This window comes from Akkermansiaceae bacterium, from assembly GCA_017798145.1.
Taxonomy (GTDB): domain Bacteria; phylum Verrucomicrobiota; class Verrucomicrobiia; order Verrucomicrobiales; family Akkermansiaceae; genus Luteolibacter.
Window position 1 is genome coordinate 1761807 of record CP059069.1, and the last position, 14577, is coordinate 1776383.

Genomic DNA, 14577 nt, shown 5'->3' on the forward strand with positions numbered 1-14577 from the left:
AATCTCCCAATCTCCCAATCTCCCAATCTCCCAATCTCCCAATCTCCCAATCTCCCAATCTCCCGCCCTCCGCCCACCCAAGTGAGCCCAAAACTCCAAAAATCCCTCTCCACCCTAGGCCTCGTCGTCCTAGCCTTGGCCGTAGGAGCCGCAGCAATCACCAAACAGAGTTTCTGGATGGACGAAGGCAGCGCCGCGTTCAAGGCGCTCATGCCGGATTTCAAGACCTGGTGGAAAATGAACCTCGAGCTCGAGGGTTCCGATGTCCAGATGCCGATCTACATGATCTCCCTCTGGGCTTGGGAAAAGGTCATGGGCAACACCGAATACGCCCTCCGCGCCATCAACCTTCCCTTCCTCGTCCTCATGGTCGTCGCCCTCCGGAACGTCCGCTTCTGGCCACTCGTCTGCCTCACCTCACCCTTCGTGCTCTATTACGTCGGGGAGCTCCGCCCCTACACGATGCAGATGGCCGGCGGTGCCATCGCCGCCGCCGCCCTGATCGCCGTCGCCAGAGGCCGCAAGGGAAGCCTCGACGGCCTCCATGCCCTCCTCGGTGCCGCCCTTTTCCTCTGCCTCTCCAGCCTCTCCGCCGTCATCTGGGCCGGCGGGCTTGCCCTGGGTGCCATCGTCATCCGCCCCGATTGGCTGAAGGCGAAGGGCTTTTGGCTGCGCTCCCTCCTCTGGTCCCCTCCCTTCCTCGCCATCGGCGCTTTCTATGCCTGGACGCTCCTGGGGGGCTACGGCGCAGCAGCCCATGGCGGCAGCATACTCAGCATCGGCTTCGCAGCCTACGAGATGATAGGCCTGCTCGGTCTGGGCCCCAGCCGCAACGAACTCCGTTCCTCCCCTGCCGCCATCCTGCCCCAGCTTGCCTGGCTGCTCCCCGCCGCCGCCTGCCTCTGCGCTGCATGGTGCCTCGGCATCAGGAAATGGTTTTCCGAAAACCCAGCCCGCAACATCCTCGGTGCAGCCTGCGCCACCCTCCTCCCCATCCTCGCACTTGCCATCATCGGAATCCTCATGGATTTCCGCGTGCTGGGGCGGCACCTCAGCCCCGTCATACCCGCATTCCTCCTACCCATCGCAATCTGCTTCGGGGCGCTTGCAAAAAACAAGGCCGCCCTCGCCTTCGCCAGCCTCGCCGTCCTCATCGGCATCGCGTCCACCGCCTCACTCCGCTTCCAGGAAAAGCATGCCCGCGACGACTTCCGTGAGGCCACCAACATCGCCAGCAAGGCCATTACCGAAGGCAAGGCCGTCCTCTGGCAGGCCGATCTCAGCACCCCCTGCTACTACGCCTACCGCAAGGGCGGTGTCCCGGCCTTCCACTGGATGCTCACAAGCCTCAAATCCGAAGCCCCATCCAGCTACATGTTCGCAGATCTGGTTGTGATCCACCGACCAGATATCGGATATAGCGGCCAGGATCACGAAAAAATCCTCAAAGAAGCGGCCTTCGACCTGAAGGAAACCCTCACCGGATTCGAGATCTGGAAAAACCGGTATTCGCCGTAGGCGCCCTTTCCATTCTTCGGCGTCTGCGCCTCTCTCGCTTCTCAGCGTATATTCCCAAATGCTCCCCCCTGAAACCTCGCTTGGCGAACTTGGACCCTTGGCGTTCCCTTCCTCCTAAGCCCCTGGCACTCAGACTTTCGACTTTCGACTTTTAGACATTCCGATATTCTTCCCTTACAGTTTCGGATTTCAACTTTAAAGTTTAAAATTTTTCTTCTCATATATGGACTCAAACAAAATCAAGCTATTTATCGTTCTCATTATAGCGGCGTTTGCGGCGGTGTATCTAGGTATCGCTGCAGCCACCGCACAGTTCGAGGCAATCGCTTGGGTACTGGGAGCAAGCACACTTACTGTCTGCTTGCTGCTAGGCCGGAAAATCTGGCTTCTCATCCCCCTTCTAGGATCTTTGAACCTTAACCTTTCTATCCCATCACAACCGAATACTCTGTTCATAGCACAGATTCTGGTCATCGGATTCTCTGTGATGCTTCTTCTGATCCGCAAATTGCCATATAGGCTGGTTGTGACAGAACTTGAGGTTTGGGTCTTGATAACCGTGCTTCTCATAGCGCAGGTTTACCTCAGGAATCCTGTTGGCTTGTCACTATTCGGTGGAGATACGGTGGGGGCGAAACCATACTTTATTTTTGCAATCACGATTGTGTCCACCATGATTCTTGTCGGACTGCGAATGCCGGAAGGCGATGTTCGAACCGCAATCCGATTGTCAATTTTGGGAGGCCTTAGTAATTTCGGAATTTCAGTTGCTGGTAGATTGTTTCCTACTCTAGGTTATTGGAGCGGGACAAATTTCGACCCGCTTTCGAGCGGAGGATCGAATACAGGTGCTGCCATCGACGCAGGTAGTGCGACGCGGCGCGGATTTCTAATGGAAGCTGGAACAAATATTGCACTTTGGATTTCAGCATTCCGCGCACCTCTTTTATCCAGTTTTCATCCTGTATGGGCTCCGTTGATTCTGCTTACCCTGGCCTTCGCAGGATTGAGCGGATTCCGGAGTGCCATTGCCCTAGTTGGTCTCACTTACGCCATTGGCATTTACTACCGGGGTGGGTTCATTCAGCTTTTCATCGCTGCAATGGTCGGGGCTGCGGGCTTAGTGCTGCTTGCGCTCGTCAATGTTCTGACCCCCCTACCACCGAATATCCAGCGTTCACTCGCCTTCCTGCCCGGCACCTGGGAACAACGATATTTGGACGACGCGGAGGGCTCTACCGATTGGCGCGTAGAAATGTGGCAGGAGGCGCTTACCTCGGAACGCTGGATCCAAAACAAGATGTTTGGTGATGGTCTAGGCTTCACGGCTCAGGAACTGTCCTACCAAGCCTCTCTCACCGAGGCGACAAGAACCAGGGGAGGTATGTCTGGATTTGACGCATATCGGGAAGGCGTGCTGGCTGCAGGAAACTACCATAGCGTTTTCGTCAGCTCGGTTCGCACCGTTGGATACGTCGGCTTCTTCATCTTTTTCATAGCGATGTTACGTACGGCAGTCCACGCCAACCGCTTGATCAAGCGCTATAGAAACACAGACCATTTCTCGACCTGCTTGTTCTTTGGTATCCCCGCCATCATTGCTCCCATCTGGCTTCCGTTCAGTGCCCTTACATTTGTGCAGGTCGCATCGACCACATTGGGCACGATCGCAATGCTGCGGATTCTTCAAAGTAATCTGCCCCTTGTCGGAGCATCCGGGAGCCAGGTTGGCGGCGATGAAGGTCATAACGGAAGGCTTTCCAGCCATCCTGAGCATCGCGAATCGTGACCCTTTCCATTAAGGTTTGGCTAGTCCGGTGCATTTATCCATAAGAACCTGTGGAAAAGCCTTCCCAAGACCGGGCATCCTACAACGGGATGCTCAAGTCGACGTCCACGCTCGCAGGAGCAAAGGTGATCACCATCCTGATCTCTATCGTCCGCACCAAGATCGTGGCAAGTTTGCTCGGCCCTTCGGGAATAGGACTGGTCAATCTTGTGACCTCATCCACGGATCTCGCCCGGGTGTTTTTTGCATGCGGCCTAGATAGCGCAACCACCCGCAGGGTTGCCGAGGCATCCGGAAGTGACGACCCCCGCCTGCTGGACAGGACTTTTCGGATTTCCGCCCGTACCGCGCTCATCGCAGGCTTTGCCGCGTGTCTGGCACTCGCTGCCGCATCGCCTTTTCTCAGCCACACTATACTGGGCGACCAGGGAAAATTCTGGTGGTACGGCTTTGGAGCATTGTCCCTGATCTTCACCCCGCTGCTAGGTGTCGAGTTGGCTTTCTTACAAGGCTTGCGGAAGTCACGGGATCTCGCACTCTGCCAGATCATCGCATCGTTCGTCGGTGCAATACTGAATATCATTCTGGTCTCCCTGATGGGAGTCGCAGGGGGAGTCGCTGCACTCCTTCCCTTGGCTGTTGTCTCCCTGATTGTTCACCATTCTTTCCTCAAGCGCTACCGTCCTGTCGTTTCCCCGCCTCTGGAGCCGGTGACCGCCCACCACTCGGTTGATTTGCTCAAACTCGGTTCCGGGTTCGCCGTGAATGGAATCTGGCTGACCGCGTCCGGTTGGCTAAACCTTTTCTTCATCACCCGATACTACGGCACGGCAGAAGGCTCTCACCAGGTAGGTTTGTACGGAGCCGCCGCAACCATGTCGAACCTCTACATCGGCATCCTGGTCTCCGCCATGGCAACGGAATTCTACCCCGCCCTCGTTCAGGCTGCACGCGACCGCAGCCATTTGAAGCGCCTGCTCAACCAGCAAACCGTGCTTGCCATGTCGGTAGGCATGCCAGCCACGTTGGGGCTGCTAGCACTTGCCCCGATTGTTCTGCAATTGCTCTACAGCAATGAATTCGTGGAGGGTGCTGAGATTATGCGCTGGATGCTTGCGGCCATGGCCGTTCGCTTTGCGTCATGCCCGCTCGGATACACCCTGTTCGCCACCAGCAGTCCACGGGTCATCATGATCAGCGAGCTGGCGATGGGTGCAGTCATGATCACTTCCTCTTTTCTCCTCCTCCAGGTCTTCGGTGTGATCGGCATCGGTATCGCCCTGCTTGCCACGAACTTGTTGTATCTATTCGGTGTTGTGATTATAATGCACAGGCGAGGTGTTCACTGGACTTTGCACACTTCTGCCCTGCTCTTGGAATCCGCCATCGTTCTTGGTGTTTGCCTCTCCGTTTCACTTCTCATACCGGGCTGGCATGGTATTACTATCTGCGCACTCGTCATTACCGCCTACTCTGCACACCTGCTGATCCTGATCCAGAAGGAATCAGGGATCGACCTTGCCCTGATTCTTCAAAAAATCCGTAGCTTCCTACCGAAAAAATGATAAATAAACTAATTCAATCCGCGCTATCTTCATTCGATTATCAAATTAGATCAACGAAGCACTTCGGTGATAACTACTGGAACGATCTCGCGCTACTCATGCGACGCCAGCCATCCGAGAAATCGATCATCATGGATGTCGGGGCACATCATGGAGAAACCCTAATCGCCTGCCGCAAAAGCTTTCCCGATGCGATGATCCATTGTTTCGAACCGGATCCGGAATCTCAGGAAATCCTGAAAAATTGTGCCTCTAACCTTGAAAAAGTCAAAATCCATGAACTTGCCCTGGGTTCCGCAGCAGCGCAGGCGGAATTTCACCGCAACAGCGCCTCAATGACTAACTCCCTGCTCCCAACTAGTGCCGAATCCCTGGAAAGCGATTATGCCGACTACACAAAAACCCAGGAAGTAATCCAAGTTTCGGTGGAAACTCTGGATGAGATCTGCGCTCGTGAGAACATCGGGTGGATCGACCTGCTGAAAACGGACTGTCAGGGTTACGACCTGATGGTGCTTCAGGGCGGCGAAAAAATGATTTCCTCACATCAGGTGGGGCTGATTACCTGTGAAGTGATCTTTGATCAGGAATACGACGGGCAAGGGAGGTTTCACGAACTCCTAAGATATCTCGATTCGTTCGGCTATCGACTCATCGGATTCTACAACATGTCGCGGAATCGTGATCACGTGTGCACCTATTGTGACGCGATCTTCGAGAGACCGATTGGAGCAAACCCAAGCTGAAAAACCAGCTCAAGGATCCTATGCCAGCCCCTTCGCAAACTGTCGTAATTCTCTCCGGAGCTTATGACGATCACTACCGAAAAACTCGGCACGATAATCCAGTCATCTGCACAAGCGCTGGAAAACGAATCATTCTCTATCAGGCGATCGAAGAGGCTGTGGGCAAACCGGTGGTTCTCCTCAGCCCTCACCCACGCGGCAGAGGGAGAGCCGAAGCCTCGCCCGAAACAACCAGTCAATTCGGATCGCAAACCCAAATCTTCTCGAAAGGAGCGGGGCTTCGGAAAATTCGATTCTTTGTCGATTTTTTCCATTATGCCCGCCACGTGGCTCGACACACCCGTACGGGGGATGCTCTGGTCATCGATAATTACGAGCTGATCTACATCATTGCAGTTTATTACTGTCGTTTTCTAGGAAGAAAAAATCGGATAATCTTGGAATATGAAGACGGCAAACATCTCATCGACAAAGGAATTTGGAGATGCATAAGCGGCTTGGCCGAGTGGCTGGGACGCCCGCTCGTAGAAGGCGCGATTCTCGCAACTCCGACCTTGGGCGGGCGCTTGCCTGATGACATTCCGAAAGTCTGTGTCCCGGGTATCCTGAAAACCGGAATTGAACTGAATCCGCCACCGCCTTTAGGGCAGCCTATCTGTTTCCTCTACTCGGGATCGCTGGACTACGAGCGGGGAATCCCCCTCCTTCTCGACTATCTTGAAACCGGAGAGTTTCCCGCCGGTTCACAGTTTCACATCACCGGCCAGGGTCACTTCGTGGATCGGTTTCATTCCCTCCAAATCCGACATCCGGGCATCATTCATTTTCACGGCTCAGTGTCCCAGAAAGAACTTACAAAGATCCGAAAGATCAGTCACTACGGCCTCAATCTCCAGAATGCCACGAATCCCATATCCAACGTGACTTATCCCTCGAAAACCTTTGACTACCTAAATGCGGGGATACGGATCATATCTACCCGGGCGGGCGGGGTGGAGGACGTCCTGGAAAATTCCGCGATCTATCTGCAAACAGATACAGTAGAAGGTTTGAGCCAAGCGATACGCGAGGCATCCCGGGAAATCTTTAAAACTTGTGGTGGAATTTCCCAATCCACTATGGTGCGGTACTCGTATGAAGGAACGGCAATTCGTCTTGGTAAGTTATTCGATCCAATCCCTATCCAAAATTCAACATTGTAGAAACAATCACCCATAAACTTTATAAAATGCAAAGTCAGCAGAAATTGATCGATTACAACACCCGTAAGCACGACCAGATCGCCGAAGTTGAAGGCGATCAGTCTTATGACGCCCGCCACATAGAGATTTTTAACCCCACGGAACAACGCCGGTTACGGAAGGAACTCGACAAGGCTATTGCCGAGCGACGTACAGATAATCCACGCATCCTCGACTTCGGTTGCGGAACCGGCAACCTAACTTCAAAACTCCTTGGTTCAGGGCGCGAAGTCTGCGCCGCTGATGTGTCCGGAGGAATGTGCGAACTCGTACGGCGTCGCTTCCCTGATGCTTTGGCGGGTGGCGGACTAATCACGAAAACAATGACCGGGGAGTTTCCCCTTCCATTTCCCGACAATCATTTCGGTTTCATCGCGACGTATTCCGTCCTCCACCATGTTCCTGACTACGAAACAGCTGTGCGGGAGTTGGTCAGAGTGCTTGATCACGGCGGTGTTCTTTACATTGACCACGAAGCCAGCACCGATTCGTGGTCTTCACCACTAGGACTTCGCCTCTATCGCTTACTGCAACGGCCTTGGTTTGGTATTCCCCGTCTGGCGAAACGTCTGGCGGGGAAACTGCCTCCTGAAGTCTCGGAACCCAGAAACATGGACGATTTGCCTGATGAGGGCGACATTCATATATTTGCTCATGATCACATCGAATGGGAAGCTATCAGACAAATAACATCTAAAGGCGGACTAACAGAATTGGTGACCAAGGATTACCTCGCCTGCAGTGAAATCGGAAAATTTCCTGTTCGACATCTCCTTTGCAAGAGAATATGCAATAATACGGGTATATACGTAGGAATAAAAAATCAATAAACAACCATAACTATGCGCAAAAAAATACTCCGATTTATTGACAAGTTATTCGGTAACGCTATCCGACAGAATTACGAAATCCCCTCGATGGAGTGGAGTTTTCGTAACATGACCAAACTGGGGTTTGACCCAAAGTTCATCCTGGATATCGGCGCGTTTAACGGGGGATGGGCCGCACTTGCGCACTCAGAGTTTCCCGAAGCGACAATTTTGATGCTGGAAGCCCAAGAAGGCAAACGCTCGGTTCTCGAAAGGATCAAGCAAGAAGCTGAAGGTAAAATCGACTACCGGATTGCAGTAATGGGATCGTCCGATGGCGAAAAGGTGGTTTTTCATGAATATGAAAATTCACCCACGGCCTCCTCTATGCTTCAGGATAATGCCGGTACTCCAACCCGCAAAGTTGAATCGACAATGCGAACATTGGATTCAATAATTCTAGAGGGAAAGTTCCCTAGACCAGATCTCATTAAACTTGATGTCCAAGGTTTTGAACTTGAAGTGCTAAGGGGAGGTGCGAGCGCCATTGCCGCCGCCACGGCGATACTTATGGAGGTTTCAATCATCGAAGTCTATCAGAATAATCCCGCATTTGCCGATGTTATTGACTTTATGAGTAAAAATGGATTTAGAGTGTACGATGTTTGCAGCCTTCTGCGCCGCCCGCTGGACGGCGCGCTCTGCCAAATGGACGTGATCTTTGTAAAGCAAGATTCCAATCTTTTAGGGCGCCGTGTTTGGTGCGATTAGAAAATTCAAAAATGGCTGGCAAATCAATCCTTTTGGTAGCAGATCCGTATCTACGAGTTCCTCCGCCCACCTACGGAGGCGTCGAGCGCATTGTGGATATCCTCGCCGAGGGACTTGCGAAAAGAGGATGGGACGTGACACTTGCCTGCCATCCAGAATCTACCTGCAGAGTCAAAATCCTTCCACTCCCATCGTTGGAACTAACCAGCAAGGGTAGGTCAGTCAACGCTGTCAAACTGCTTGTGCACAGCATCCGGCATCGATACGACATCGTTCACACGTCCGCGCATTTCGACCTCACCGCCCTGATGTGGCCACTTTCCCAAAAAATCATCCAGACTTTCCATGCTCTACCGGATCGAGAGCCCTTTGCCAAGAGGCTTCGCTTTATTCCGAGACGGAATCTTTGGTTCACGACAGTTGGCAAGCACATGGTTCCAGCTCTGGAACACATAGCCCCGACTACAGCCATCCACAATGCAATCAAAGTCACCGAGTTCACATTTCAAGGCGGAGTTAAACCGGATGCTCCGCTCGTTTTCCTCGGGCGAATCGAAGAAATCAAAGGAACCCACACCGCAATCCGTATTGCGAAAGAATGCGGACGGAAACTTGTCATAGCCGGCAATCGCTCGACAAACCCAGACATTGACCGATTTTTCATGGAAAAGGTCGAACCCCATCTATCAGAGCAGATCACCTATATCGGGCCGGTAGGCGCAGCTGAAAAAAATAAACTCTTGGGTGAGGCTGCTGCATTTCTTATGCCCATCGAGTGGGACGAACCATTCGGCCTTGTCATGGTGGAGGCTCTTGCGTGTGGTACTCCTGTCATTGCTATCGCTCGAGGTGCTGTGCCAGAAATCGTAGAAGATGGAGTTACAGGAGTCTGCTGCAATTCAACCGAGGAGATGATTCAAGCAGTCAAAAGTATTGGAATCCTTTCACGACAAGCCTGTCGCAAAACAGCGGAAAACCTCTTCTCTCCTGAAACTATGGTCGATAATTATGAAAAATTTTACGATAAGGTTCTCAGTTAACCCCTATCTGATTAAATGAAATGTTACTACATCAATGAAAATTCTTAAAAATCTCAAGGGTTTTTGGCTACGTGCAAAATCTGATAAATCAAGGCGCCAACTGTTGAAGGTAGCACCGGGAGAAACGAATTACACGAGCGATTTCAAATTCGCCGTAAAAAATCCAACGGCTTATTATGAGACATCGTTTCGTGAGTTTCATCGTTCCTTGCCTGCGGAACTCAGGAAGCACCGTCAATATTTTCAAGAGAATCAGCGGGGCTATGGAGAAGACGCGTTCCACGTCATGTGGTGGAACCTGATCCGGCGTTTCAAACCCCAGAACTTTCTCGAAATCGGGATCTACCGAGGACAGACCATCAGCCTGGTTTCTCTCATCACGAAGATGGAAGGGATCTCCTGCGAAGTGCACGGAATCTCGCCCTTTTCGAGTGTCGGGGATTCAGTTTCCGATTACCTTCGTGGCATCGATTATCTCGAAGACACACTGAAAAACTTTCATCATTTCAGCCTTCCTAGCCCTGAACTGCTCAAAGCCTATTCGACAGACGATGAAGCAGTCAATCTGATCCGATCACGTTCTTGGGACATCATCTACATCGATGGCAACCACGATTATGAAATCGTGAAGGCAGACTGGGCTGTCTGCTCGGAAGCTGTCGAGACAGGTGGTTTGATTGTCCTGGATGACTCCGGTTTGACGACCGGGTATCGTCCACCCGCGTTCGCAACCGGCGGCCACCCCGGCCCTTCACGCCTTGCGTCAGAGATCGACGCGTCGCGTTTTGAAGAAATCCTCCAGGTTGGACACAATCGCGTCTTTCAAAAGCAAGCATGAGAATCGTTCAGGTCACGACTGACAGCCGGGAGCATTTCAAGGATTACGGTCGCCCGGAACCTTATTTCGGAATGGCTCCGGAGGCATTGCTTTCAGGATTCGCGGAACTACCAGGCGTGGAGGTGCACGTGGTCAGTTGCCTCCGCCAGCCTGTCGCAGCCTCGCCCAAACTGGCGGACAACATTTTCTATCATCCCCTGCTGGTTCCGAAATCCGGATGGATGAGCACGCTGTATCAGGGCTGCGTCCGGTCCGTCCGGTCCGTCCTGCGGGATATCCGTCCGGATATCGTGCACGGCCAAGGGACGGAGCGCGATTGCGCCTTTTCCGCCGTCCACTCCGGATATCCCAATGTTGTCACTATCCATGGCAACATGGCGGAGATCGAACGGTTGGGGCTCCATGGGCACCCGTGGTATGGCAAAGCTGCTTCCGTGCTGGAAAATCACACGCTGCGACGGACTCGCGGAGTTTTTTGCAATTCACGCTACACGGAAGAACTGGTGGCTCCCCGAACGCCCAAGACCTGGCGGGTACCCAATGCCATCCGGTCCGCGTTTTTCAAAGCCAGAATCGACCCGGAAACCACCAACCTAGTTCCCGTCCTCGTCAACATCGGCCTTGTTTGCCCACGCAAACGCCAGCTCGATATCCTCCTAGCCGCCCGAGAACTCGCAGAACAAGGATACAAGTTCAAAATCATTTTCATCGGTCACTTCTCGACAGCGACCTCGTATGGGAGCCGCTTTGGCGAGGCTTTAGCACATGCGGAGACCTACGGCTACGCCTCATACGGTGGCGTGCTCGAAACGGAGCCTCTAATTGATCTACTGGATCGCTCGCACGGCTTCATCCACTTCCCGTCCGAAGAAGCTTTTGGACTCGTCGTTGCAGAGGCCTTCGCCCGAGGTCTGAAGTTTTTCGGAGCTGACCTCGGCGGCGTTAAGGACATTGCTACCGGTATTCCTGGTGCCGAACTCTACGAGTCCATCGACGGAATCAAGACGGGTATCGCCCGCTGGCTGAAAGCCGGAGCGCCCCGCTCACCCGAAGCCGCCGATGAGATGGCGCGCCTATATGCCCCAGCCGTCGTCGCAGCCCGTCATGTTGAAATCTACCAGGAAGTCTTGGGCAGGTAGGGCTGAGGCGCTGCCCTCCGTCTATTCTCCACTCTCACGCGAGGGGGGCTAAATCCTCCTCATTTCCATGGTCATTTCCACTGTCTGCCCTTACCGCCATCCAGCGGGAAACAGGGACGACCGCAACGGGATCGTCCCTACCAAGACGATCCACATCTTATGAGAATTCACCTCGTCACCTACGCGACACCGCGCTTCCGACACCGCCAGATCCTCCTCGCCGCCTCGGCTCGTATCAATGGTGTGGTGGATACTGTGACATCGTGGACTCAGAAAAAACTTCTTGGGGCGGGATTCGAAGATCGCTGCAAGGGAATCAGTTTAACCGAAAGAGGCTCCGGTTTCTGGGCATGGAAGCCATTCATCATCGCCGAAAAATTGCGTGAGGTGCCGCAAGGGGACATCGTTTTCTACTGCGATGTCGGGCGGCTCTATCCATTCAAGCTGCTGGATCAACCGATTACTCCATTCATCCGCTGGATGGAAGAACAAGGCCAAGATCTGATGCCCGGAGTGTATATCCCATGGGACGGCTTGAATTCCGTCTGGACGAAACGCGAGGCATTTGTCGCAACGGAGATGGATCGTCCAGAAGCGCACGGAGCGATTCCCATACAAGCGAGCTTTTCCATCTGGAGAGCTGGATCCAAGAGCCAGGAAATTGCCGCCCACTGGCTTGATCTTTGTTCTCAACGTCCTTTGATCAGCGATGATCCAAGCCGTGAAGGGCTCATGGAATTGCCTGGCTTCAGGGCGCACAGGCACGACCAAGCCTTGCTGACACTCTGCTGTCTCCGTGAAAAAATCGTGGGCTTGAGCGTAGGCACGGAGCCACTCTCCATTGATTCCCGGCATCCCTCGGAAGTTACCCGCCACAGCTTCGGCGAGGCGCCTGGCAAACAGGGAATCACAGGACTGATGCTGCGCTCCTCTGTGCGAGTAATCGGACAGCTGGAGAAGAGCATTCGTCGACGGTTCAAGTTTGGCAAAGTGATCCAAGAGTAGATAAATCAACTTTTGCTTCAGATAAAAATTCACGCCTGCGCCTTAAAACCTTTCGATACAACTGCAGTGGCGTGATGGACGCACCCAAGATCGGCAACCGGGTTTACATCGGTGCTGGTGCTAAAATACTTGGTCCGGTCACCATCGGTAATAATGATACAGTGGGAGCCAACGCGGTGGTGAACAAGAAGATGCCCGACGGGGCGACGGTCGTTGGAACAAACCGGATTTTAAAACGGTAGGGCGTCTCGGCTCGTACCACCCAATTCACCTTCTGCCGCCGGAGGCTGTGCATGCTCTTCTCATAGGCGACACGCCCTCGCAACAGAGCGCACGCCAAAGTGAAGTGAAATAACAAGCCAAAGTAAAGCCATTCAGTCCGTCTTGGTCTTACCTCTCTTCCCCTTTTGCAGCTGCCTCAGCAAGGTGGCGCTATCCCGTGGCCTCAGCGAAACCTCGCCACCTCAGACCAACCGTGACTCGCCTCCACAAAAGAACCGCCGCATTTGCACGAGGATTCTTCACCTATCTGGAGGGCGAAGGCGTGCGCTCCGCCGTGCTCCACGGAGGAGAGAACGGTTTCGAGGAAGAACTAAGCGATGTGGATTTTGCGGTGAGTGATATCGATTTTCTGAGACTGCCCGCGCTGATCCAAGCTTACTGCGCCGGACGCGGCTGGAGGCTTTGCCAGATTCTCCGGCACGAAACAACTGCCTCGTTTTTCGTATGCTCTGCGATCGACGATCCTGCCTGCGCCGTGGCCTTGGACGCCTGTTCCGATTACCAGCGCAATGGGACGCTGTTTATGGAAGCGGAGGAACTGCTCGCGGGGCGGGAACGCCTAGGATGGGGAGGCTACCGCCTCGCCACCGCCACTGAGCTCCGCTACCGCTTCGCCAAGGCCGCGGCGAAGGGCAAGGATACGATTGCGTGCGCGGCCGAATTCGCCCGATATCCGGAGGAATGCCGGGCGCAATGCGAGATGTGGCTGAGGGACGAATGGGGGCATGCCCTCACGTCGTGGGATCCCGCGGGGGTCAACGCGGCGCTCACAGCTTTTCACTCCCAATGCAATGCCCGCCCATCCATTTTTTCCAAAGCCGGGATCAAGCGCATCTTTGCGCGCATCCTGGAACCGACGGGACTGGTCGTAATCGCCGGGACAGACCAATACGGGATGACGGCGACCCGCCTTGAGGAGGTCTTCGGTCACCTGTACTTCCGCCGATGCATTCGGGCGCCCCGCTGGCGGATACTGCTATTCAAGGATCTTGTTTGCACCTCGATGATCATATTGCCCGAGATCGGAAAGATGGGAACCCATCTGATCCCCGCCCGCTGCTTGCATCGGGTTGATCCAATCCAAGAGAGCTCGGTTCAGGAGCAGGCACTTGCTGCCTTTCTTCATGATCGCCTCACCCTGAGTTAGGGTCGCCTGCGCCCCCTTAGTGACCCACTCCCACGATCCCAATCATGTTCATCGCGTTCCTTGGCTGCGACGGTTGCGGGAAATCCAGCGTGCTGGAGGGGCTGCAAAGTCACCTTGCTGCGGTAGGATCCCGGGTGAGCAGGGGGCATTGGGCTCCGAAAAGCGGGCGCGGGGGGAAGGGACGCGGCAACGCAGATGATCCCCACGGCAAGCCGCCGCGAGGCTACATCCCTTCCCTGGCGAAGTTGGGCTACCTGGGTATCCGATGGTGGGCGGGTTGGTGGGGAGGTCTCCGTTCCCAAGCGGGGGACGGGATCCTGATGTTCGACCGCTACCACGCCGACCTAACCGTCGATCCGCTCCGCTACCGCTACGGCGCCCCCCTGGGGTTGGCGAGGCTGGCCTCCGCCTGCATGCCCCAGCCGGATCTGGTCTTCTACCTCGACGCATCCGCCGAGGTTCTGCTTTCCAGGAAGCAGGAGGTGGGGCTGGCGACTCTGAACGAAAGCCGTGCCAGGTATCTGGAACTCGCCCGCAGGAACCCGAGGATACTCGTGATCGACGCCTCCCGTCCACTTGAACAGGTCATCGCCGATGTGATCCGGCGGATGGAGGAACATCAGCGGATCAGATAGGGGCGCTCCAACCGCCTGATTTTCAAAGTCGCCCCCTATCTAACCTTCTTCT

At 54.2% G+C, this 14577-nt stretch carries 14 protein-coding genes; all 14 read left to right on the forward strand.

Annotation, left to right across the window (positions count from 1 at the left end):
• The first annotated feature begins 81 nt into the window (after positions 1-81).
• Positions 82-1518: a hypothetical protein gene (locus tag HZ994_07410; GenBank protein ID QTN32163.1), complete on the forward strand. Its 1437-nt coding sequence runs from the start codon at positions 82-84 to the stop codon at positions 1516-1518.
• A 223-nt stretch (positions 1519-1741) separates the two neighbouring features.
• Positions 1742-3307: a hypothetical protein gene (locus tag HZ994_07415; protein ID QTN32164.1), complete on the forward strand. Its 1566-nt coding sequence runs from the start codon at positions 1742-1744 to the stop codon at positions 3305-3307.
• Between the two features lie 50 nt (positions 3308-3357).
• The gene (locus HZ994_07420; protein ID QTN32165.1) at positions 3358-4872 is read left to right on the forward strand and encodes an oligosaccharide flippase family protein; all 1515 of its coding nucleotides are present in this window, start codon (positions 3358-3360) and stop codon (positions 4870-4872) included.
• The gene (locus HZ994_07425; GenBank protein ID QTN32166.1) at positions 4869-5618 is read left to right on the forward strand and encodes an FkbM family methyltransferase; all 750 of its coding nucleotides are present in this window, start codon (positions 4869-4871) and stop codon (positions 5616-5618) included. Before HZ994_07420 ends, HZ994_07425 begins: the two co-directional genes overlap by 4 nt.
• Positions 5619-5638: 20 nt before the next feature.
• A complete protein-coding gene (locus tag HZ994_07430) occupies positions 5639-6820 on the forward strand; it encodes a hypothetical protein (GenBank protein ID QTN32167.1) in 1182 nt (393 codons plus the stop codon).
• A 26-nt stretch (positions 6821-6846) separates the two neighbouring features.
• Positions 6847-7689, forward strand: a complete 843-nt coding sequence (locus HZ994_07435) for a methyltransferase domain-containing protein (GenBank protein ID QTN32168.1) — start codon at positions 6847-6849, stop codon at positions 7687-7689.
• Positions 7690-7701: 12 nt separating this feature from the next.
• Entirely contained in the window at positions 7702-8439 is a 738-nt protein-coding gene (locus tag HZ994_07440; GenBank protein ID QTN32169.1) for an FkbM family methyltransferase, read from the forward strand.
• An 11-nt stretch (positions 8440-8450) separates the two neighbouring features.
• On the forward strand, positions 8451-9479 hold the full coding sequence (locus HZ994_07445) for a glycosyltransferase family 4 protein (GenBank protein ID QTN32170.1): 1029 nt from the start codon (positions 8451-8453) through the stop codon (positions 9477-9479).
• 34 nt (positions 9480-9513) lie between these two features.
• A complete protein-coding gene (locus tag HZ994_07450; GenBank protein QTN32171.1) occupies positions 9514-10317 on the forward strand; it encodes a class I SAM-dependent methyltransferase in 804 nt (267 codons plus the stop codon).
• Positions 10314-11456: a glycosyltransferase family 4 protein gene (locus HZ994_07455; GenBank protein ID QTN32172.1), complete on the forward strand. Its 1143-nt coding sequence runs from the start codon at positions 10314-10316 to the stop codon at positions 11454-11456. The genes HZ994_07450 and HZ994_07455 overlap by 4 nt, the downstream gene beginning before the upstream one ends.
• 159 nt (positions 11457-11615) lie before the next feature.
• Positions 11616-12461 (forward strand): hypothetical protein, encoded by an 846-nt coding sequence (locus HZ994_07460; protein QTN32173.1) that lies wholly within the window; start codon positions 11616-11618, stop codon positions 12459-12461.
• A gap of 74 nt (positions 12462-12535) precedes the next feature.
• On the forward strand, positions 12536-12703 hold the full coding sequence (locus HZ994_07465) for a hypothetical protein (GenBank protein QTN32174.1): 168 nt from the start codon (positions 12536-12538) through the stop codon (positions 12701-12703).
• Positions 12704-12900: 197 nt separating this feature from the next.
• Entirely contained in the window at positions 12901-13890 is a 990-nt protein-coding gene (locus HZ994_07470) for a hypothetical protein (protein ID QTN32175.1), read from the forward strand.
• Positions 13891-13934: 44 nt separating this feature from the next.
• A complete protein-coding gene (locus HZ994_07475; protein ID QTN32176.1) occupies positions 13935-14525 on the forward strand; it encodes a hypothetical protein in 591 nt (196 codons plus the stop codon).
• Positions 14526-14577 lie beyond the last annotated feature (52 nt).

Coding starts and splice junctions, on each gene's coding strand:
- HZ994_07415 (QTN32164.1), top strand. CDS start 1,742: ATGGACTCAAACAAAATCAAGCTATTTATCGTTCTCATTATAGCGGCG.
- HZ994_07425 (QTN32166.1), top strand. CDS start 4,869: ATGATAAATAAACTAATTCAATCCGCGCTATCTTCATTCGATTATCAA.
- HZ994_07430 (QTN32167.1), top strand. CDS start 5,639: ATGCCAGCCCCTTCGCAAACTGTCGTAATTCTCTCCGGAGCTTATGAC.
- HZ994_07435 (QTN32168.1), top strand. CDS start 6,847: ATGCAAAGTCAGCAGAAATTGATCGATTACAACACCCGTAAGCACGAC.
- HZ994_07440 (QTN32169.1), top strand. CDS start 7,702: ATGCGCAAAAAAATACTCCGATTTATTGACAAGTTATTCGGTAACGCT.
- HZ994_07445 (QTN32170.1), top strand. CDS start 8,451: ATGGCTGGCAAATCAATCCTTTTGGTAGCAGATCCGTATCTACGAGTT.
- HZ994_07450 (QTN32171.1), top strand. CDS start 9,514: ATGAAAATTCTTAAAAATCTCAAGGGTTTTTGGCTACGTGCAAAATCT.
- HZ994_07455 (QTN32172.1), top strand. CDS start 10,314: ATGAGAATCGTTCAGGTCACGACTGACAGCCGGGAGCATTTCAAGGAT.
- HZ994_07460 (QTN32173.1), top strand. CDS start 11,616: ATGAGAATTCACCTCGTCACCTACGCGACACCGCGCTTCCGACACCGC.
- HZ994_07465 (QTN32174.1), top strand. CDS start 12,536: ATGGACGCACCCAAGATCGGCAACCGGGTTTACATCGGTGCTGGTGCT.
- HZ994_07475 (QTN32176.1), top strand. CDS start 13,935: ATGTTCATCGCGTTCCTTGGCTGCGACGGTTGCGGGAAATCCAGCGTG.